Raw genomic sequence first — 19,987 nt, 5'->3', positions numbered from 1 at the left:
ATAGCCCAGCACTCGCCGGGCGGCAGCACTAACCCCGGGATTGCACTTTCGAAAAGTTAGTGCAATCCTCGGGTGAGCGAAGTCAACCGCACCGAACGGGAGTTCCCCTCATGATCGTCATCACCGCAGCCAGCGGAAACCTCGGCCGCCTCGTCCTCGAGGACCTGCTCACGCGGGGCGTCCCGGCCGATGGAATCCGCGCCGTCGTGCGCGACAGGGCCAAGCTGGCCGACTACGCCGGGCGCGGCGTCGAGGTCGTCCGCGGCGACTACAACGACCAGGAGAGCCTCGTCGCGGCGCTCGCGGGTGCCGACAAGTTCCTGCTGATCTCCAGCAGCGGGAACAGCGACGAGCGGGTCAAGCAGCACCTGAACGCGGTGGCGGCGGCGAAGCAGGCGGGCGTGCCGCACCTCGTCTACACCTCGATCCCGCACGCCGAGGTCAACCCGATCGAGTTCTCCTGGGTGCACAAGGACACCGAGACCGCGATCAGGCAGTCCGGCATCGCCTTCACGATCCTGCGCAACAACTGGTACTTCGAGAACCTGCTCGGCTCGGTCGGCGCCGCGCTGGAGCACGGCGCGTTCATCGGCTCGGCCGGTGCGGGCAAGGTCGGCTACGCGACCCGCGCCGACTACGCCGCCGCTGCCGCGGCCGTGCTCGCCGGCGAAGGGCACGAGGGCAAGACCTACGAGCTGACCGGCGACGTCGCGGTCGCCAACGCCGAGATCGCCGCCGAGGTCAGCGCGCAGTCCGGCAAGCAGGTCGAGTACGCCTCGCTTCCCGAGCAGGAGTACGCGAAGGCGCTCGAGGGCTTCGGTCTGCCCGCCGAGCTCGCCGCCGCCCTGGCCCAGGCCGACGTCGCGATCTCGCGGGGGGCGCTCGCCGAGACCACCGACACGCTCAGCACGCTGATCGGCCGCCCGACCAGCACCGTCGCCGAGGCCGTCGCGCAGGCGCTCAAGGCGTAAGCGGTTCCGGGCCTGAGGGCCTGAGGCCCGAAGGATCCGCTGGATCAGAATTCCGCGGGGCGGACGGCGTGCATCGCTTCATTGAGAAGCAGCACGACGTCCGCCTTGCCGCGTGAGCGCAGCCATGCGTGGTTCGCCGCGTCCAGGCAGGCCAGCGCCGCGCCGACGACGGCCGGCGCGCACGGCCCGTACGCTCCGTCGTCCTCGACCTCGCCGAGCCGCACCGCGATATCCGGCACGAGCAGTTGCTGCCAGCGCATCAAGTGCTCGAAGTGCCGCGCCTTGAGCGAGGCCGTCTCCTCGAGCATCGTCCAGAAGGCCAGCGTGCGCTCCGGGTTGTCCTCGTTGTACGCGGTGACCACCTCGAAGGAGTGGCGCAGCGAGACCCACGGATCCTCCTCGCGCGGCCGCTTCGCCAGCGCCTCGGCCAGACGCTCGCCGACATCCTGAAGGCTGTCGAAGATGATCGCCTCCTTGGAGGCGAAGTAGCGGAACAGGCTGCGCCGTGATATTCCCGCGGACGCGGCGATCTCGTCGACCGTCGTCGCCTCGAAGCCGCGCCGCAGGAACAGGTCAAGCGCCACGTCCGTCAGCTCGGCCCGCACTGCGCGGCGGGTGCGTTCACGCAGGTCCGGCGCGGGGGCCGCGGACGATTCGAGAGGCATGTCCTCCACTGTACGCGTGTTACCTACGACACGGGAAGACTGGGTTGACACTGGGTGCCACTTCGGGCGTATGGTGTCGGTAGAGCGATCTGCTCCGCGGAATGATGTGAATCGAGCGTCGGCCATGACCGTCCATCAGCTCAGCGGCACGGATGTCGGCACCATCGCGCCGAACTGCGTGCTCGTCGCCGTCGACCTCTCCCGCACCTCGCTGCGCGCCGCCGACTACGCGGCCGGGCTCGCGCGGCGCAACGGCGTCGGCGTCATCGGCGTCTACGTGCGGCAGAACGGCGCACTGGTACTCGCCAACCCCGCGGTGTCCGTCTACGCGCAGGCCGCCGAGACCGACGTGGCCAAGGAGGCGGGGGAGTACCTCGCGGACAGCGCTCTGCGGCTCGGCACCGCGTGCGCGTTCACCGTGCTGGAGGGACCGCCCGCCGACGCGATCCGCCGGCTGGCCCGCGACCTGCGGGTCTCGGCGCTCGTCGTCGGGGCCTCCGAGCACCGCGTGCACCGCTGGTTCGGCTCGCTCGCAGGCCGGCTGGCGCGCACCGCGCCGTGTCCGGTCATCGTCGTACCCTGAGCTGGATCTTGACAGCCGCACGGCGGGACTCTACGGTCCAACCGAGTTAATTCATGGGCGAATTAATGACTTGGAGCGTGGATCGTGAAGTTCCTCAACCGGCGCGCAAGCGCAGCGCTCGTGCTCACGGCCGTCGTGGTCGCCGCCGCGACCACGACGAGCGCCTTCGCCTCCTCTACGGGGCAGTCCACGGCGCAGTCACCGACGACGGCGACGTCGAGCGAATCGGCGTCGGCCGCGGCGCCGAGCAGCTTTCACGGCGTGAACTGGGCCGATCCGAACGACAACTACAACGGCGGCCCGGTGGTGCCGAGCGGGCTGAGCACCAGTGACTCGTATCAGACGGTGTACAAGACGACGCTGAACATGGTCGCCGGCTTCCGCAAGAACCTCGGCGCCAACACGCTGCGCCTGCCGATCAACCCGGCGAGCGTCGGCACGACGTGGTGGAACTCGTACCGCGCGACGATCGACGCGGCCACCGCGACCGGCGACAAGGTCATCCTCAGCTACTGGGACGAGAAGTCCTCGAACGACGGCGTGATCGACGACACGACGACGTGGAACCAGATGTGGAACACCGTCACCAAGACCTACGCGAACAACCCGCGCGTGTTCTTCGAGCCGATGAACGAGCCGTACGGCTACACGGCCGCGCAGTGGGTGCAGATCTGCACGCAGTTCCTCGCTGACCGCACGTTCATCCCGCGTGACCGCGTCGTCATCAGCGGTACCGGCTACAACGACAACGTGACCGCGGTCGGCGCGGCCTCCGCGCTCGACGGCACGCTGCTCTCGCTGCACTTCTACGGTTACTGGGCCGGCTACACGACCGAGGCGGACTGGATCAATAACCTGCTTCCCCGCCTCGGCGGCTACGCCTACCGCACGATCGTCGACGAGGCCGGCGCCCCGATGACGACCGGGCTGAACTACGGTGCGCACAACGGCAACACGTACACCGCGTACCTCGCCGCGACCACCGACATCGCCCGCGGCATGGGTATGGGCCTGGTCTACTGGCCCGGACTGCGCTTCGGCGACTCGTACTCGATCGAGAGCCTCGGTTCCGACGGGAAGCTGACGAACAACAGCGCCACCGGCGTCGCCCAGCTCCAGTGGGGCTACGGCTTCGGCTCCGTCCCGCCGGTCAACGACCAGCCCGCGGCCCCTCCCGGCCAGACGCTCATCAACTCCGCCGCCGGCACCCGCTGCGCCGACGTCCCCGGCTTCTCCACCACCGCCGGCACGCAGCTCGACATCTGGGACTGCAACGCCGGCGGCAACCAGACGTGGGACTACACGACCAGCCACGAGCTGAGCGTCTACGGCGACATGTGCATGCAGGCCGGCACGACGAGCGCCGCGTCCGGCTCAGCCGTCGTCCTCGAAAGCTGCACCGGGGCCACGAACCAGCAGTGGACGGTCAATTCCAGCGGCACTATCACCAGCGCCGCCGACTCCGCCCTCTGCCTCGCCACCGTCGGCGACGCTACTGCCGACGGCACCCTGCTCGACGTGGCCACCTGCTCCGGCTCGTCGAGCCAGACGTGGAAGCTGGGATCCTGATGCTCAGCTAGTCCCCGAGCCCCTCGGTCAGCAGGCCGTCGGAGATCGTCAGCACCCGGTCGGCGATCTGCACCAGGGCCTTGTCGTGGGTGGCGATGAGCGCGGTCACGCCCTCGGAGTGCACGAGGGTGCGCAGCAGGCGCATGATCTGGGCGCCGGTCTGGGAGTCGAGTTGGCCGGTCGGCTCGTCGGCGAGCAACAGGGTCGGCTGGGCGGCGAGCGCGCGGGCGATGGCGACGCGCTGCTGCTGGCCGCCGGAGAGCTCGTGCGCGCGCTGCTGCATGTGGTCGCCGAGGCCGACCAGGCGTAGCAGGGTCCTGGCACGGTCCTCGCGCCGGGCGGCCGGGACGCCGAGCAGGCGCAGCGGGACGCCGACGTTCTCCGCCGCGCTGAGGATCGGGATCAGGCCGAAGGACTGGAAGATGAACGACACCTTCTCGCGGCGCAGTTCGAGCAGCTTCGCCTGCGAGATCTCGTCGAGCCGCCGGCCGGCGACGGTGATCGCGCCGCCGCTCGGGCGGTCGAGTCCGCCGAGCAGGTTCAGCAGCGTGGTCTTGCCGGAGCCGGAACGGCCGCGCAGCACGACGAGCTCCCCGGCGCCGATGGTGAAACTGACACCGCGCAGCGCCTCCACCGTCGCCGTTCCGCTGCCGTAGCTGCGGCGCAGCCCCTCGGCGCGCACGATCGTCGCGTCGCTCATATCGTCGGCTCCTCGCGGTCCGCGCGGACGGTGATCTGTTCCGGTTCGAGGCCGAGCCGCACCCGGTCGCGCAGGTCGAGCGCCTCGACGTATTCGGCGGGCAGCTGGATCCGCCCGGCGCGGTCGAGCAGCGCGTACTCCTGCGCCGTGGCACGCTCGCCGAACTCGGTGCGCAGCACCTCGCTGCTGGTGCGGCCGTCCCTGATCTGCACCGTGCGCGGCACCTGGCTGGAGACGTGCTCGTCGTGGGTGACGACGAGCACTGCCACGCCCAGCTCCGCGTTCGCGGTACGCAGCGCCTGGAAGACGGTGTCCGCCGAGGCCGTGTCGAGCTCGCCGGTGGGCTCGTCGGCCAGCACCACCTTCGGGCGATTGGCCAGCGCCACGCCGATCGCCACCCGCTGCTGCTCCCCGCCGGAGAGCTGGCCGGGCCGACGATCGCCGCAGTAGCCGATGCCGAGCAGCTGCAGCAGTGCCTCTGCGCGGCGCAGTCGCTCGACCCGGCGGACCCCGGCGAGCCGCAGCGGGGTCTCGATGTTCTCCCGCGCGTCGAGGTAGGGCAGCAGGTTGCGACCGGTCTGCTGCCAGATGAACCCGACGGTCTCGCGCCGGTAGCGCAGCCGCTCCCGCCCCTTCATCGTGAGCAGGTCGTGGTCCGCGACCCTGGCCCGGCCCGCGGTCGGCCGGTCGAGGCCCGACAGGATGTTGAGCAGGGTCGACTTGCCCGAGCCGGAGGCGCCGACGATCGCGGTCAGCTCGCCCGGCCGAATCAGCAGGTCAAGGCCCTGCAACGCCTGCACCTCGACGCCGTCCGCCGCGTACACCCGGACGAGTCGGTCGCACTGGATCAGCGCGTCGGCGCCGTAGTCCGCGCGCGCCCGGGCGGCGGCCTCGGCCTCGAACTCCAGGCTCGCCAGATCGGTGGCGGGCGCTTTCGCGTCGGTCATGCGTCCTCTCCCATCCTCAGCTGCGCGGGGACGTTGCGGCGCGCGTTGATCGCGGCCTGCGCCAGCACGCCGCAGCCGGTCAGCGCCAGCGCGGCGGCCACGGTCAGCAGCGGGGTGGCCGCGTCGAGCCGGAGCCCGGTCTCGGTGGCCAGCCCGGTGAACACGGTCAGGTTCAGTGCGCTGCCGAAGACCACGGGCAGCGCCAGCGCGGCCAGCAGCCCGCCGAGCGCGGTGCTCGCGGCCAACGGCGCGGTCTCGGCGAGCGCGATCCCGCGCGCCTGTCGCGGGCTCAGCCCCAGCGTGCCGAGCAGCGTCAGCCGGCGGGCACGCGGGGCAGCGGTCAGGGCCAGCGCGATCAGGATCCCGCAGATCCCGAAGCAGCCGGCCGCCACCAGTCCGAGAACGTACCCGAATGCGGCCAGGCCGCTGAGCGGCAGGTGCGAGAGCCGGTCGAGGGCGTCGGTCCGGTACGTGACCCGATTGTCTCCGGGCACGGTGCGGGCCAGTGCGGCGGCCACCTTCGCCTCGTCGATTCCGTTGCCGGACAACAGGATCTCGGAGACCGGCCAGAACTGCGGGTTCGCCTCGACAGCCCAGGAGGGCACCAGAACGAACGGCTCGCCCGGCGCGGCCGCGAGCCGGACCGGGCTCTGCGCCTGCGTGCCCACGACCCGCGCGTCGAACGGCGGAGCGGAGCCGGGTTCGAGATCGAACTCCGTGCCGACCGCGTACCCGCTGTCCGCCGACACCACGACCGGGACGGGGCCCGTTCCGCTGTGCGTCGGCAGAGACGCGTTCATCGGCCAGGGCGAATCGGCGGCGACCGCCGGGTACGAGCTCGGATCCACCGCGTAGACCGCCGCCGCGTCGCCGGTGGTGCTGTCGAGTGGTTGCGTTGCGATGGCGGTCGCGTGCGTGACGCCGGGTACCTTCTGGAGCGCCGTGACCGCGGCGGCCGCCTGCGTCGGGTCGGTCCCGGTGCTCAGCGTGATCGAGGCGTCCGTCCCGGTCTGCAGCCAGGACTCCGCGACCCGCCCGGACTCGACGTTGTGATAGGCCAGGCCGCCGAGCGCGGCCAGGGTGAGCGTGAGCACGATGCCGAAGGTGGGCAGGGCGAGGCCGAGCGAGGAGCGCGCCGCCCCGGCCAGGCCGAGGAACGCGGTGGCGCCGTTGCTCCGCCGCGCGGCGCGGGCGGCCGGCGCGAGCAGCAGCGGGTAGCAGCGCACTGCGACGGCGGTGGCCACGGCGGCGACCAGGATCGGCGCGAGCGCGCCGAGCGTATTCGAGCCCTGGCCCGAGCCGCCGAGGCCGCGCTGCCGAAGCCCCGCCACCGCCGCGACGGCGAGCAGTACGAGTACGAGCTCGAAGACGCGGCGCCGGGCCTTCGGGCGGCGCCGGACGAGGTCGCCGCGGTCGGTGCGCAGGCGGGCGGTGCCGCGGTGGTCGAGCACGGCCAGCAGCGGAGGTCCGCCGAGCACGACGAGGGCGACCGCGCCGAACAGGAACTCAGACTGCGTACCGAGGCCGCGGACCACCGTCGTTGCCAAGCCCCCGGCAACCACGAGCGCGAGCGCGATCGGCGACCCGAGGTCGCCGAGCACTTGGCGGGCGAGCTGCGGCAATGACTGGCCGCGGGCTCGAAGCAGTGCGAAGTGCGTGCGGCGCCGGGAGATCACCAGTCGGGCGCAGAGCAGCACGGTGGCCGCGCCGACCGTCGCCACCCCGATCATGATCAGGCTGAGCACGGAGTCGACCGCGGTGCGCTGGGACTCGAAGGCGGACAGGGTCGTGACGGGCCCGGCCGTGATCTGCACGTGCAGTGCCGTGCTGACGGTGCCGGATTCGAAGGCGTTCAGCTCGTTCAGCAGCGTCCCGACGTCCGACGCCGCGTACCCGCCGGTGGCCAGCGGGACGCAGTAGATCGCGGTGAACGGGTCCGGCTTCCCGGCCGGATACTGCACCGACGTGAGAGCCGAAAGCTCGTCGGGCCCGATGAGCGCGGCCGTCAACCAGGTGGTGCTGCCGTCCCGGTTCTTCTGCGGCACCGGGGCCGCGAGCGCGGGGTCGTAGTTCCAGAACGCCGAGGACGGGTCGGTCGGCTGGACGATCCCGGTGACCTGAAGCTCGTAGTTGCCGAATTTGCCGCCGACGATCACGCTTCCGATGTGCGCGTCGAAGAGCTTCGCGTCGGCTGCCGTGAGTGCGACCTGGAAGACCTCGTTGCCATTGCCCGAGCTGGCGGTGACGGGCAGCGAACCGGTCAGCAGCCGAAGATGCGCGTCGAGCGTGCTGCGGTATTCGAGGTTGAACGTCGCCGGGAACGCCGCGCCGTGAACAGGCACTTGGGTGCCGAGGTAGGCGCCGTCCCAAGCCCGGCTCGTCTGCGGCCGCGCGTCGCCCGGCACGCCGGCGGCGAAGGTGTGCAAAGCGCTGGATATCGATGTGGAGTCAGTTCGCGGAGACGGCTGTGCGAGGGCGGTGACCGAATCGTCGACCGGCCCGGTTCCATCAAGGCTCTGCTGTAGCGAACTCGTCAGCGCGCGTTCCACCAGGCCCGGGACGCCGGCGGCGAAGAGGGCCGTCAGGAAGCTGAGAACGAGCAGCAGGGTGATGCCCGGGTAACGATGTGCCCTGAGATGAGGCCGGCTCACCGGTCCGCTCCTTCCCGCAGTACGGCGGCCGTCTCCCGCCGACGAGACCCGGCGATAGCGGCGGTGACCAGCGGCGCGGCGAGCAATGCCGCGACCCCGATCACCACCTGCGGCCACGGCGTGAGCACCGTCACCGGCGGCTGCGGCTTGGCCGCATCGGCGGTCAGCGTCGCGACCGGGATCACGACGCGGCCCAGCAGCAAGCCGAGCGCGACGCCGGCCAGTGCCCCGGGGACGACGAGCAGCGCCTGTTCGAGGCACAACGTGCCGATCCGCCCGCGACGAGAGAACCCGAGGGCGTCGAGGAGCGCGAACTCGGCCGAGCGCTCCGCGCCCGTACTCAGGACACTGACGATCAGTCCGCACAACGCCAGCAGCGTCGTCGCGAGAGCCACGGCAAGCAGCGCCCGCAGCGGTTCCTCGGCCAAGGGCGCCGAGCGCAGCTGCTGCTGGACCTGCGTGCGGAACGTGACGACGGAAGCCGCCGGCAGGTTACGCGGCGTCGCGGTCGACGAGTCGTTCAGCCACGCCTCGTTCGGCGCGAGCTTCGCCGCGCCGTCGCTCACGACCAGGCCACCGCCCGCGGTCGAGATCGTCGGGAATCCGGCCACGATCGCGACGATCCGCACCTTGAGATTGCCCGTGCCGACCGGGACCGACGTGAGGTCGCCGACGCCGAGGTTGAGTTCGTGCGCCAGGGCCTGGGTCGCGATGGCCGGGAGGTCTCCGCTCGCGTCCGGCCGATGGGCCACGTCATTCATCAGGACGCTGAGTGAGGCGGTCGAAAGGTCGGCGCGCAGCGTCACGGTATGTGCCGCGCCCGCCGGGTCGACGGCGAGCAACGTGCTCTGCAGCGAACTGCTTCCGCTCGGCACGAACGTGGACCGGAACAGCGGGCTCACCGCACTCACACCCGGCGATGAGGCGAGCTCGGCCAGGTCGGCGGTGGTGAACTGGCCCGAGGACAGGCGCACGTCCGCGTCGGCGCCGACGGTGAACGTGGCCTGGTCGGCGGCCGACCGCTCCGCGCTGGCGTATTCGCTGAGCGAGAGGACCCCGGTGGCGACGGCGAGCATCGTGAGCAGCACCGGACCGGCGAGCCTGAGGGGTTTGCGTCCCGTCTGCCAGAACGCCAGAGGCACCGCCAGGGCTCGGCCCCGTCGAGCCAACCGGTCGCCGAGCCGCGCGGCCGGCGGCAGCAGCCGCAGCGCGAGGGCCGCGCCCGCGGCCAGGGCCAGCGCGGGCGCCGCGATCACGATGGGGGAGTAGGTCGCGTTCCCCGACTGGTCGGTGCCGACGATCGAGCCGGTCGAGAGCAGTTGCCAGCAGGCGAATCCCGCCAGCGCGAGCAGAGCGAGGTCGAAGCCCGCCCGGCCGACGGCCGTCACCGCGCCCTGCCTGCTCCGTTTGGTCCGCAGCGCCAGCGGCGAGACCGCCGATCCGAAGGCCGGGGCCAGGATCACCGCGACCGCGCCGAGCGCGCAGCCGACGACTCCCGCCCACACCGCCACCGGAATGGCGTCGTGCGGGAAGGAAGCGCTCTGTCCGCCGCCCAAGGTGCCGATCGTCGCGGCTAGCGGACTCGCGGCGAACGGGGAGATCAGCACGGCGGGCGTGGCAAGCAGCACGGATTCGGTCGCGCGCAGCCGGATCAGCTGCGGCCCGGTGCCGCCGCGCGCCCACAGCAGCGCGGCCTCCGTCTCGCGGACCTCCGTCAGCAGCCGTACGACGATGAAGAGAGCCGCGATGGCCACGACGAGCAGCTCGAGGAGTTCGGCGTACACGAGCGACTGCGCGACGAGGGCGGCCGAGGCGAGGTTCGTCAGGAGCGGCGGAAGTTCGGTGGCGATCCCGGGATTGCCGAGAGCGCTGCTGTGGCCGAACTGAGAAAGCACCCTCTCAAGGGCGGCGGAGCGCGCGACCAGGCCGGACGCGCCGATCTCCTGCGTGTCGGGTACGGCCTCCCACTCCATCTGCTGGGCCGCGAGCGTGCCGCCGTCGAGGTACGAGGCGTCGGTGAAGAACGGACCGAACGTCGTGTAGCCGCTGCTCGCCTGGCTTCCCGCCCCGGCCAGCGGATCCAGCGTCCAGTAAGCGCTCTGCGGGTCGATCGGGGTGAACACGCCGGTCACCGCGAACGTCGCCGAGGTCCCGCCGGTTGTCAGCGTCGTGATTCGGCTGCCCGGGCCGGCCCCGAGGATCGTCGCGGCCGCGCGGTCCAGCGCGATCGGCACGTCGCCGCCCGGGTCCGCCGAACCCGCGTGCGGCCAGGAGCCCGCGACGAGTCTCCCGTGCGCGGCCAGGTCCGTCGGCGCGAGCAGCGTGGCCACCTTGCCGGCCACCGGCGTGGAACCCGGCAGAGCCAGCGATTCGAGTTCGGGCGCCGCGTACACGGTCACGCCGATGCCGCCGAGCGCGCCGGCCAGCTGTCCGCGGATCTGGGCCGTGGCCTGGTCCACGGGTTCCGCGGGCGCCGCACCGGAGAACGTGATCGCCGTGCCGCCGGCATTCCGCAGCGCGCTGCGCACCGCGGCGTCCCCCGCCTGGCTGCTATATGTGATGAGCGCCGCGGCGAACGCGGTGGTCAGTGCCACGGTCACGATCACGGCGGCCAACACGGTGCGGTGGACCCGCATCCGGCGCAGCGCCACCGGCACCCACGCCCGGCGCACCACATGCGCACCCATATATCCCTCCCGTGACCCAGCACCCCGAGACCCACGTGCCCCAGCCGGGCACCGTACACCGGAATCGCGCACTGCGCCGCAGGTGCGCTGCATGAATTGCCCATATCGGGGCAACCGGGTGCGGCCGAAGCGTCGTCGCGGCGCTCTCGGCGGGATGGTTGGCGGAATGGAGGACACACTCATGACCGCGTCCCGAACGATGCGCCAGGTCGTCGACATGGCGAAGGGCAAGTCGCTGGCGATCAAGGGCCGGGCCGCCGGCAAGCGGTGGATGGAACTGCGCGGCGAGATCAAGCAGACCGGCGCCGAGGCCCGGTTCGGCGCCCACCGCTTCGCCCGCAGGCTGCGCCGCCTCGCGCACCGGTGACCGGCGAGCGCCATCCGGGCCCGGCGGGGATTGCCGGAGGCCGGGGAAGCCTGGTACGAATATGGGCATGATCCCCGGCCGCGCCATCGTCATGACGCTGGTCACCCGCAGCCACATCGACCTCTGCCGGGTGTGGTCCTGCTCGTGTCGCCGCTGCGTCTGACCAGCTGACAGCGCACGGGAAAAGGCCGTTCTTCCTTCTTCTGCGGTGAATGCCGCCCATTTCCTCATGCGCCGCATGCCTGCGCATATCAGAATACGGATATCAATCTAAAGCAGTCGAGCCCCTTTGTGGCACGTCTGTCGATACGTCATTCTCCAATGCTCTCCGCAGGTAGGTGGCACTGCAAGGTTAATCTTTTGTTACCTGGCGTGAGATGCTGTTTACCGTGGTGTCGCTACGGGATAACGTGAGTGCGTCACCAATAATCGGCCGTTCTCACCCACGAGTACGCGTCCGCGATGACGTTTCTTCTATTCCAACTACCCACAGGAATGGACCGTGAAAGTCAAACTCCGAATAGTCAGCCTGCTCGCCGCGCCGCTCCCGATCCTCGCGCTCGCGCTGCCCACCGCCAGCGCGTCGACCGCCCCGTCCGGCCGTATCGCGCTGGCCGGCGTGATCGCCCCGGCGCTCGACCACGCCGCCCGCACCGGCGCGGTCGCCGCGAACCAGAAGCTGGGACTCGAGGTCAGCCTCACCCCGCGCGACAAGGCCTCCCTGGACGCCTTCGTCAAGGCCGTCTCCGACTCGCGCTCGACGTCGTACAAGCACTACCTGACGGTGGCTCAGTACGCCGCCGCGTACGGTGCGACGAACGCGCAGGTCGCGCAAGTGACCTCGTACCTCAAGTCCGAAGGCCTGTCGGTCGGGCAGGTCAGCGCGAACCACCTGACGCTGCCGGTGTCCGGTACCGCGGCCCAGGTGGAGAAGGCGTTCGACGTCAGCATCGGCACGTACGCCGCGGGCGGGAAGTCCTTCTACGCCAACGCCGCCGCGCCCTCGCTGCCGGCCGACGTCGCCTCCGCGGTCAGCTCCGTGGCCGGGCTCGACAACGAGGCGCTGCACACGTACTCGCTGCAGTCCGAGGCGGCGACCTCGCACGCCGGCACCGTGCTGACGCCGACGCTCGCGCGTGAGGGCTACAACCTCACGTCGGACATCTCCAGCGGGTACAACGGCTCCGGCGAGACGATCGGCCTCGCGGAGTTCTCCGCGTACTCCGCGTCCGCCGTCGCGGGCTACAACTCGAAGTACAGCCTCGGCGCCACCGCGGCGTCCGTGGTCAACGTGGACGGCGGCACCACCGACTCCTCGGGCTCCGTCGAGGACGAGCTCGACATCGAGGTCGACTACGCGCTCGCGCCGAAGGCCACCATCAAGGTGTACGAGGCGCCGAACTCGGACGCCGGCGAGGTCGCCCTGTACGCGGCCCTCGTGAGCAGTGACGTCCCGGTCATCTCCAGCAGCTGGGGCGAGCCGGAGCAGGACGAGAACAACCTCTCCTCCGACGACGCCGACTTCGAGGAGGCCGCGGCCCAGGGCCAGTCCGTGTACGCGGCCTCCGGCGACAGCGGCGCCGACGACAACGGCTCGAGCCTGTCGGTGGACTTCCCGGCCTCGGACCAGTACGTCTCGGGCGTGGGCGGGACCAACCTGACCGTCACCTCGGGCAAGTGGGCGAGCGAGACCGGCTGGTCCGGCAGCGGCGGCGGTCAGTCCGTCGAGTTCAGCACCCCGAGCTTCCAGTCCTCGGTCAACAGCTCCGGCCACCGCGAGGTGCCGGACGTCTCCGCGGCGGGCGGCAACAACAGCCCGTGGACCATCGACGCCGACGGCACCTACGAGAGCGTCTGGGGCACCAGCGCGGCGGCGCCCAACTGGGCGGCGTTCAGCGCGGACTACGACTCGGCCGCATCCGCGCTCGGCGGCGCCAAGTTCGGCTACGCCAACTCGGAGATCTACACGGTCGCCGCGTCCTCGCTGTACAACTCCGTGTTCCACGACGTCACCAGCGGGAACAACGGCGGCTACAGCGCGGGCACCGGCTACGACGAGGTGACCGGCTGGGGCTCGTACAACGGCGGCGCGTTCATCGCGGACGAACTCTGAACCGCGTGACCGACTGCACTGAGTAACAGCACCCTGACGGGCGCGGTCCGGCCGACGGACCGCGCCCGTCGCATTGGTTTGACGCCCCGGATTTCGGTAAGGACAGGCGCCGTGAAGCTGCGCGTGCTGCACGACAACCCCGACTGGTATCCGCCGCTCGCCGCCGCGTTCGACGCCGAAGGCCTCGAGCACGAGCAGTGGCTGCTCGGCGTGGGGACGCTCGACCTCGGCGCCGAACCGCCTCCCGGCCTGTACTGGTCGCGGATCAGCGCCTCCTCGGCCGCACGCGGCCGTCCGCACGCCAAGGAGCATGCGCGCGCGGTGCTCTCCTGGCTCGAGGCGCACGGGCGCCGCGTGGTCAACGGCCGTCGCGTCCTCGAGTTGGAGATGAGCAAGGCCGCTCAGCTCGCGGCGTTGCGCGCCTCGGGCATCGAGGTCCCGCTCACGTTCGCCGCCGTGGGCCGGGCCGAGCAGCTCGACGCGGCTGGAAAGCTCCCGACCCCGTTCATCGTCAAGCCCAACCAAGGGGGCAAGGGGCTCGGCGTGCGCCGCTTCGAGTCCGTCGCCGAGTTCGCCGAATATCTGGATTCGAGCGAATACGAGCCACCGGTCGACGGAATCACCCTCGTTCAGGAGCATCTCCGGGCCGCGAAGCCCGTCATCACCCGGGTCGAGATCGTCGGCGGTGAGCTTCTCTACGCCCTGACCGCCGACACCGCCCGCGGCGGTTTCGAGCTGTGTCCCGCCGAGGCGTGCGCGGTCCCGTCGCAGAGCCTGTTCGCGCTGCGCGACGGGTTCGACGACCACCCGATCGTCGGCCGGTATCTGCGCTTCGCCGCCCGCCAGGGAATCGACGTCGCGGGCTTCGAATTCATCGAGACCGAGGACGGGCGCGTCGTCACCTATGACGTGAACGCGACCACGAACTACAACCCGCAGGTCGACGCCGCTGCCGCCGACGCCGGGCCGAGGCGCGTCGCCCGGTACCTCAAGGGACTGCTGGGCGCCGCCGACGAAGGAAACGGATCCTGATGCGCTTCGGATACTGGATGCCGATCTTCGGCGGCTGGCTGCGCAACGTCCCCGACGAGGGCATGAGCACGGACTGGCCGTACATCCGCGAACTCGCCACCGTCAGCGAGCGCGCGGGATTCGACCTGACGCTGATCGCCGAGCTGAATCTCAACGACATCAAGGGACCGGGGGCTCCGGCCCTGGACTGCTGGACCCTCGCCCCCGCCGTCGCCGCGATCACCGAGCGCCTGGAACTGATGCTGGCGGTGCGGCCCAACTACCACCAGCCCACCGCGACCGCGAAGGCCATCTCCACACTGGAGACCATCGCCCCCGGGCGCGTCTCGCTGAACGTCGTCTCCTCCTGGTGGCGGGAGGAAGCACTCCAGTACGGCGCGCCGTTCGACGTCCATGACGCCCGTTACGCGCGTACCGAGGAGTGGCTCACGGTCCTGGGCAGGTTGCTGCGAGAACGCACTGTCACCCACGACGGTGCCCACTACCGGCTTGAGGCCACCGAACTCGAACCGAAGCCGCAGAGCCCGCCGACGGTCTACATGGGCGGCGAGTCACCCCGCGCGAAGGAGGTCATCACAGCGCTCGGAGACGCGTACGTGATGCACGGCGACGCCCCGGACGTCATCGCCGAGAAGATCGCCGAGATGCGGCGGTTACGCGCAGAGTCCGGCCGCCCGCCGCTCACGTTCGGCATGGCAGGGTACGTGGTATGCCGCGACACCGACGCCGAAGCGCGAGCCGAGGTCGAGCGGATCACGGACGTGCGCTCCTCGGAGCAGGCATACGCCTCCTATCGCGACTTCCTCGCGGGCTCCCAGCTCGAATCGCACGTCTCGCTCGAGGAGTACAGCGTCTCCAATCGGGGACTGCGCGCCGGCCTCGTGGGAACCCCCGAGCAGATCGCGGACCGGATCCGGGCGTACGAGCGCGCAGGCGTGGACCTGTTGCTCCTCCAGTTCTCCCCGCAACTCGAGGAGATGGCCGAGTTCGGGCGCCGGGTCATCACGCCGTGGCGCGCTGAGTCGCTATAGGCCGCGTCCCCGGGAGACTGTCGCGCCAGTGGACGTACTCACGCCGAGCGTCCGCCTCATCAGGGCGGCCACCTCATCGGCCTCGATCAGGAACGCGTCGTGGCCGTAGGGCGACCGGACGAGGTGCGGGCCGTCGGCGCCGGGGATCAGCCGCGCCAACTCCTCCTGCAGGTAGGGCGGATAGAGCCGGTCGGAGTCGATGCCGCCGACGACGGTGGGCGCGGTGATCCGCTTCAGGGCTTCGGCGACGCCGTCCCGACCCCGTCCCACGTCGTGGTGGTTCATCGCCTCGGTGAGCACCACGTAGCTGTTGGCGTCGAAGCGGCGCGCCAGCTTGGCCGCGTGGTGGTCGAGATACGACTCGACCGCGTAGCGCCCCGAGCGAGGCGGGTCCTCGCCCTCTTGCGACAGGCGGCCGAATCGCCGCGCCAGTTCGTTCTCGCTGCGGTAGGACAGGTGCGCGATACGGCGTGCGATGCCGAGCCCGAGGTGCGGGCCGCCGCCCGGGTCCGCGGCGTAGTAGTCGCCGCCGTTGAACCGGCCGTCCGCGCGCACGGCGTGGATCTGCGTGCTCTGCAGACCGATCTGATCCGCGGTCGCGTACGCCCCGACGGCCAGCAGGAGCAGCGACCCGACCCGGTCGGGGTACGTCACGGCCCACTCCAGCGCGCGCATCCCGCCCATCGATCCGCCGAACACCGACGCCCAGCGGCCGATCCCGAGCGCGTCGGCGAGCAGCACCTCCGCCTCGACCTGGTCGCGGATCGTGATCCGCGGGAAGCGCGAGCCCCACGGACGCCCGTCCGGCGCGGTCGAGGACGGTCCCGTCGTGCCCTGACACCCGCCGAGCACGTTCGGTGCGACGACGAACCACTCGTCCGTGTCCAGCGCGCGGCCGGGACCGATGAGCGCGTTCCACCAGCCGGGCGTCGGATGCCCGGGCCCCGGCCGGCCGGCGACGTGGCTGTCGCCGGTCAGCGCGTGCAGCACAAGTACCGCGTTGTCCCGCCGCGGGTTCAGGGTGCCCCACGTCTCGTAGGCGACGGTGACCCCGGGCAGCCGCCCGCCGACCTCCAGCTCCAGCGGCCGATCCGCCCGCAGGAAGTCGCGGCGCCCCGGATCGTCCTCCCCCTCCCGCCAGGCACCGCTGGCGGGAGGGGGAGCGACCGGCTCCGTCGCCGGCACGGTCAGGCCTCCTTGGCCGCGCGGAATCCGGCGTCCAGGTCGGCGAGCAGGTCCTCGACGCCTTCGAGGCCGAGCGCGAGGCGGACCAGGCCGGGCGTGACGCCGGTGGTCAGCTGCTCATCGGGGTTGAGCTGCGAGTGCGTGGTCGAGGCCGGGTGGATGACCAGGGAGCGCACATCGCCGATGTTCGCGACGTGGCTGAACAGTTCGAGCGCGTCGACGAACCGCCTGCCCGCCTCGACGCCGCCCTTGATCTCGAAGGCGAGCACGGCGCCCGCCCCCTTCGGCGCGTACCGCCGCGCCTGCCGGTGCCACGGGCTGGACGGCAGGCCCGCGTACTGCACCCGCTCCACCTCGTCGCGCTGCTCCAGCCACTCGGCGACCCGCTGCGCATTGGCCACGTGCCGCTCCAGGCGCAGGCTCAGCGTCTCGATGCCCTGAGCGAAGAGGAACGCGTTGAACGGCGAGACCGCCGGGCCGAGGTCGCGCAGCAGCTGCACCCGGGCCTTGATGATGTAGCTGAGCGCGCCGAGCGCCTCCCAGTAGACGAGGCCGTGGTAGCTCGGGTCGGGCGTGGTGAAGCCGGGGAACTTCCCGCTGGCCGACCAGTCGAACCTGCCGCCGTCCACGATGGCCCCGCCGATCGCGGTGCCGTGCCCGCCGAGGTACTTGGTCGCCGAGTGCACGACGATGTCGGCGCCGTGCTCGAAGGGCCGGATCAGGTACGGCGTGGCGATCGTGTTGTCCACGATCAGCGGGACGCCGGCCTCGTGCGCCAGGTCCGCGACCACGGCGATGTCCAGCACGTTGCCCTGCGGGTTGCCGATGGTCTCGGCGAAGTACGCCTTCGTGTTCTCCCGGGTCGCCGCGCGCCACTGCTCCGGGTCGTCCTGGTCCTCGACGAACGAGACCTGGATGCCGAGCTTCGGCAGCGTGTAGTGGAACAGGTTGTAGGTGCCGCCGTACAGGCTCGCCGAGGACACGATGTGGTCTCCGGCCTCGGCGAGGTTCAGGATCGCGAGCGTCTCGGCGGCCTGTCCGGAGGAGAGCAGCAGCGCGCCTACGCCGCCCTCGAGCGAGGCGATGCGCTGCTCGACGACGTCCTGCGTCGGATTCATGATGCGCGTGTAGATGTTGCCGGTCTCGGCGAGGCCGAACAGGCTCGCCGCGTGCTCGGTGTCGCGGAAGACGTACGAGGTGGTCGCGTAGATCGGCAGGGCGCGGGCCCCGGTCGCCGGATCGGGTTGCTGGCCCGCGTGGATCTGACGGGTCTCGAAGCTCCAGTCGGCACTGGTCATGGTGCAAGGCCTTTCGGGCACGCCGCGCCGACCGCGCATCAGGACACGAATGATCGGGCCTTGCGCAGGGTGGGCCGCGGCAGGGATGGGGGAGGAGCGCGCGCTCGGCGCGCGGACATGCGCGGGTGATGTGCGGAGAGCTGTGTGCGGAAGCCGCTCAGGCAGAGGTGACGGCGCGACACGCGGCAGCCGTCAGGTGCACGGTATCCAGATAGATCCGCGCGAAGAAAGGCGAAGAAGGCCTCGTCACGAAACGTGATCCTGAACGAGCGGAGCGCGGATGTCAATGCCGGTCCGGCCTCCGGACAACGTGGGCGCTCGCGGTCTGGTCGCTCGTGGACACCGCGTGCGGCGCATGCTTTAATCCGCATCATGATCACCTTCGAGCCGGTGCGTGAGACGCTCCAAGGGCCGTCATGACCACTTCCGCCGCGCTTCCCGTCCTCGACGTCTCCCGCTTCCGCGGGCCGGATCGCGATGCCTTCCTCGCCGAACTGCGCGCCGCGGCACACGAAGTAGGGTTCTTCTACGTCACCGGGCACGGCGTCCCCGCCGGACTGCGCGCACGCGCACTGGAGGCGGCCAGGGAGTTCTTCGCCCTGCCCGAGGCGGCCCGCCTGGAGATCGAGAACCTGAACTCGCCGCAGTTCCGGGGCTACACCCGCACCGGTACCGAGCACACGGCCGGGGCCACCGACTGGCGCGAGCAGATCGACATCGGCCTCGAGCGCGAAGCCGTGCATCCGGGCCCCGACGAGCCCGCGTACCTGCGGCTGATCGGCCCGAATCAGTGGCCTTCCGCGCTGCCCGAGCTCAAGCCGATCGTGCTGGAGTGGCAGGCCGAGGCGCTGCGGGTCAGCCGCGAGGTGCTGCGCGCGCTGGCCGCGGCGCTCGGCCAGGACGAGGACTACTTCGACGGCTGGTTCGACGCCGAGGCCGCCGTGAACCTCAAGCTCGTGCACTATCCCGGGCGGCCCGCGCCCGACGCGAAGCAGGGCGTCGGCGCGCACAAGGACTACGGCTACCTCGCGCTGCTCCAACTGGACGAGGTGGGCGGCCTCCAGGTGCGCGGGGCGGACGGCGGGTGGATCGACGTGCCCCCGCTGCCCGACGCGTTCGTGTTCAACATCGGCGAGATGCTGGAGATCGCCACGCGGGGCTATCTCAAGGCCACCGACCACCGCGTGGTAAGCCCCGCCGCCGGCGTCGACCGCTATTCGATCCCGTTCTTCCTCGGGCCCCGTCTCGACGCGGTGGTCGAACCCCTGACGCTCCCGCGGGAATTGGCCGCCCAGGCGCGCGGCGTGACGCAGGACCCGGATAATCCGCTGCTGGCCGCCTTCGGGGAGAAGGCGCTCCTCGGCTGGCTGCGTTCGCATCCGCGCGTCGCGGAGCGCTGGTGGTCGGCGGCCTAGCGTCCGGGTCGCATCGTCGTGTCTCAACGCCTCACCGGACGTCCCTACAAATGACTCGCGTGAATCTCGAGGGGCCGATGGAGCCCGTGGTCGTCGATGGTCGCTTTCAACTGCTGGACAAGCTCGGCTGCGGCACCCGTGGCTGGTCATGGAGCCGGCGCCGACGCGGCTGTGCCCGTCGGCGCCTCCGGACAGTCTCGATCCTGGGACTCGGTATCCCCGGCCGACGGCGTACGCGCGCCCGCGTCTGTGCCCGTGCCCGCGAACGGCAGGAGCCGCGGCGGAGTCCTCTTCGGCGTGGCGGTGGCGCTGACCGCCGCAGCGGGATTGGCCGGTGCCCTCCTGTGGGTAACGCGTGGCCATTCGACGGACTCGTCGGCGTCCGGCACCGGTTCGCCAGGGTCGTCCGCGAGCGCCGCCATTGCACCCGCGTCCACGCCGGCGACGCCCTCCGCGTCGAGTTCGCCGAGCGCGAGCACAGGCGCCGACAGCGCTGCCAGCCTGCTGGCACCTGCGGGGATCGAGACGTTCGTCAAGGCCCTGCCATCCCTGATCGGCACCACGAAGGTCTACCAGCTGACTCTGTACGCTGATTACGCCGACTTCGACGCGCCGAGCAAGTCCATGGCCGGCGCCTACGACGACTACACGTACGAGAACGGCCAGATCACCGACGACACACCCGGAGCGAAGTGGATCAGGGCGAGAACTCAGCGGATGTCACCTCGATCGATTGGAGCGTGATACCCGGCCTGATCCAGAAGTCCGACCAA

General features: G+C 70.9%; 16 protein-coding genes. 9 read left to right on the top strand and 7 right to left on the bottom strand.

All coding sequences use genetic code 11. The annotated features are described in order from the left end of the window. The first annotated feature begins 110 nt into the window (after window positions 1–110). Window positions 111–971 (top strand): SDR family oxidoreductase, encoded by an 861-nt coding sequence (locus tag VG296_RS22930; protein ID WP_325568922.1) that lies wholly within the window; start codon window positions 111–113, stop codon window positions 969–971. A gap of 44 nt (window positions 972–1,015) precedes the next feature. Here the strand turns inward: VG296_RS22930 and VG296_RS22925 are convergent, their stop codons facing one another. Beyond that, complete coding sequence (locus VG296_RS22925) at window positions 1,016–1,636, bottom strand: TetR family transcriptional regulator (RefSeq protein ID WP_325568920.1); 621 nt, start codon at window positions 1,634–1,636, stop codon at window positions 1,016–1,018. Window positions 1,637–1,760: 124 nt separating this feature from the next. On the opposite strand from VG296_RS22925, the gene VG296_RS22920 reads away from it, so the two are divergent. Both VG296_RS22920 and VG296_RS22915 read left to right on the top strand, forming a co-directional pair. Further along, window positions 1,761–2,219, top strand: coding sequence for a universal stress protein (locus tag VG296_RS22920; RefSeq protein WP_325568918.1), 459 nt, complete (start codon window positions 1,761–1,763; stop codon window positions 2,217–2,219). Between the two features lie 84 nt (window positions 2,220–2,303). Next, entirely contained in the window at window positions 2,304–3,788 is a 1,485-nt protein-coding gene (locus VG296_RS22915) for a ricin-type beta-trefoil lectin domain protein (protein WP_325568916.1), read from the top strand. Between the two features lie 7 nt (window positions 3,789–3,795). Here the strand turns inward: VG296_RS22915 and VG296_RS22910 are convergent, their stop codons facing one another. The 4 genes from VG296_RS22910 to VG296_RS22895 are packed head-to-tail and all read right to left on the bottom strand — an operon-like array spanning window position 3,796 to window position 10,773. Further along, window positions 3,796–4,488 carry an ABC transporter ATP-binding protein gene (locus tag VG296_RS22910; RefSeq protein WP_325568914.1) on the bottom strand — a complete coding sequence of 231 codons (693 nt, stop codon included), beginning with the start codon at window positions 4,486–4,488 and terminating at the stop codon, window positions 3,796–3,798. Next, window positions 4,485–5,435 (bottom strand): ABC transporter ATP-binding protein, encoded by a 951-nt coding sequence (locus tag VG296_RS22905; RefSeq protein ID WP_325568912.1) that lies wholly within the window; start codon window positions 5,433–5,435, stop codon window positions 4,485–4,487. Before VG296_RS22905 ends, VG296_RS22910 begins: the two co-directional genes overlap by 4 nt. Continuing rightward, window positions 5,432–8,086: a hypothetical protein gene (locus VG296_RS22900; protein ID WP_325568910.1), complete on the bottom strand. Its 2,655-nt coding sequence runs from the start codon at window positions 8,084–8,086 to the stop codon at window positions 5,432–5,434. Before VG296_RS22900 ends, VG296_RS22905 begins: the two co-directional genes overlap by 4 nt. Further along, the gene (locus tag VG296_RS22895) at window positions 8,083–10,773 is read right to left on the bottom strand and encodes an FtsX-like permease family protein (RefSeq protein WP_325568908.1); all 2,691 of its coding nucleotides are present in this window, start codon (window positions 10,771–10,773) and stop codon (window positions 8,083–8,085) included. The genes VG296_RS22900 and VG296_RS22895 overlap by 4 nt, the downstream gene beginning before the upstream one ends. A 181-nt stretch (window positions 10,774–10,954) precedes the next feature. Here VG296_RS22895 and VG296_RS22890 point away from each other — a divergent pair, with 181 nt between their 5' ends. From VG296_RS22890 to VG296_RS22875, 4 genes are all read left to right on the top strand, one after another. After that, window positions 10,955–11,140, top strand: coding sequence for a hypothetical protein (locus VG296_RS22890; protein WP_325568906.1), 186 nt, complete (start codon window positions 10,955–10,957; stop codon window positions 11,138–11,140). Window positions 11,141–11,642: 502 nt separating this feature from the next. Continuing rightward, window positions 11,643–13,253, top strand: a complete 1,611-nt coding sequence (locus VG296_RS22885; RefSeq protein ID WP_325568904.1) for a S53 family peptidase — start codon at window positions 11,643–11,645, stop codon at window positions 13,251–13,253. A 111-nt stretch (window positions 13,254–13,364) separates the two neighbouring features. Next, the gene (locus VG296_RS22880; protein ID WP_325568902.1) at window positions 13,365–14,285 is read left to right on the top strand and encodes a hypothetical protein; all 921 of its coding nucleotides are present in this window, start codon (window positions 13,365–13,367) and stop codon (window positions 14,283–14,285) included. Next, complete coding sequence (locus VG296_RS22875) at window positions 14,285–15,316, top strand: LLM class flavin-dependent oxidoreductase (RefSeq protein ID WP_325568900.1); 1,032 nt, start codon at window positions 14,285–14,287, stop codon at window positions 15,314–15,316. Before VG296_RS22880 ends, VG296_RS22875 begins: the two co-directional genes overlap by 1 nt. Here VG296_RS22875 and metX read toward each other — a convergent pair. After that, complete coding sequence (gene metX / locus VG296_RS22870) at window positions 15,311–16,501, bottom strand: homoserine O-acetyltransferase MetX (protein ID WP_325568898.1); 1,191 nt, start codon at window positions 16,499–16,501, stop codon at window positions 15,311–15,313. The two genes, VG296_RS22875 and metX, sit on opposite strands and share 6 nt — an antisense overlap. 2 nt (window positions 16,502–16,503) lie before the next feature. Continuing rightward, window positions 16,504–17,799, bottom strand: coding sequence for a bifunctional o-acetylhomoserine/o-acetylserine sulfhydrylase (locus VG296_RS22865; protein WP_325568896.1), 1,296 nt, complete (start codon window positions 17,797–17,799; stop codon window positions 16,504–16,506). Between the two features lie 416 nt (window positions 17,800–18,215). Between VG296_RS22865 and VG296_RS22860 the strand changes: the two genes are divergently transcribed. Further along, complete coding sequence (locus VG296_RS22860; RefSeq protein ID WP_325568894.1) at window positions 18,216–19,214, top strand: isopenicillin N synthase family dioxygenase; 999 nt, start codon at window positions 18,216–18,218, stop codon at window positions 19,212–19,214. A 255-nt stretch (window positions 19,215–19,469) separates the two neighbouring features. Further along, complete coding sequence (locus VG296_RS22855; protein ID WP_325568892.1) at window positions 19,470–19,958, top strand: hypothetical protein; 489 nt, start codon at window positions 19,470–19,472, stop codon at window positions 19,956–19,958. Window positions 19,959–19,987 lie beyond the last annotated feature (29 nt).

It is taken from the genome of Actinospica sp. (assembly GCF_035552695.1).
Taxonomy (GTDB): domain Bacteria; phylum Actinomycetota; class Actinomycetes; order Streptomycetales; family Catenulisporaceae; genus Actinospica.
Note: the sequence above shows the minus strand (reverse complement) of the source record. Positions and strands in the feature narration are given on the sequence as shown.